Genomic DNA, 443 nt, shown 5'->3' on the forward strand with positions numbered 1-443 from the left:
GCTATGAGAGTTCTTTTGTGGCTTATAAAAAGAATCAGCGTGAATTTCGATTTTACAAACTTCACGCTGAAATATAGTTTTTAAGGGACGACTACATACTTTATTGAAGTATCGCCTTACATTATGGCACACCGGCATCATGGTGCTGTCAACGAACGTTATACCTGTACATTTGCCGAAGGCACAGAGTCTCATAAATAACATCATCTTAAAGAATACCCGGGGCATGAGTCCTACAAAACGATTATGGGAGACGGCGGTCGGGAATTCATGTTTGAGCCGGCCATGGATACAATTCTGATAATACTCCTTAAAATACGATATGTACCGAAATGATAGCACACGAGGATGGTCATGATTTCACTTTCAGAAAGCCTTACCTTACGATTCCTGCAACGTTTTCCATTGCTATTATAGGAAGGTAAACATAGGTTTTTACTCAG

Annotated in this window: 1 pseudogene; it reads right to left on the reverse strand. The window is 40.0% G+C overall.

The window, feature by feature from the left end:
• Positions 1-96: 96 nt before the first annotated feature.
• A pseudogene (locus EII32_RS11660) lies at positions 97-443 on the reverse strand (transposase); the annotation flags it as partial.

The sequence above is a fragment of the Prevotella sp. OH937_COT-195 genome, assembly GCF_003932845.1.
In the GTDB taxonomy this organism is placed as follows: domain Bacteria; phylum Bacteroidota; class Bacteroidia; order Bacteroidales; family Bacteroidaceae; genus Prevotella.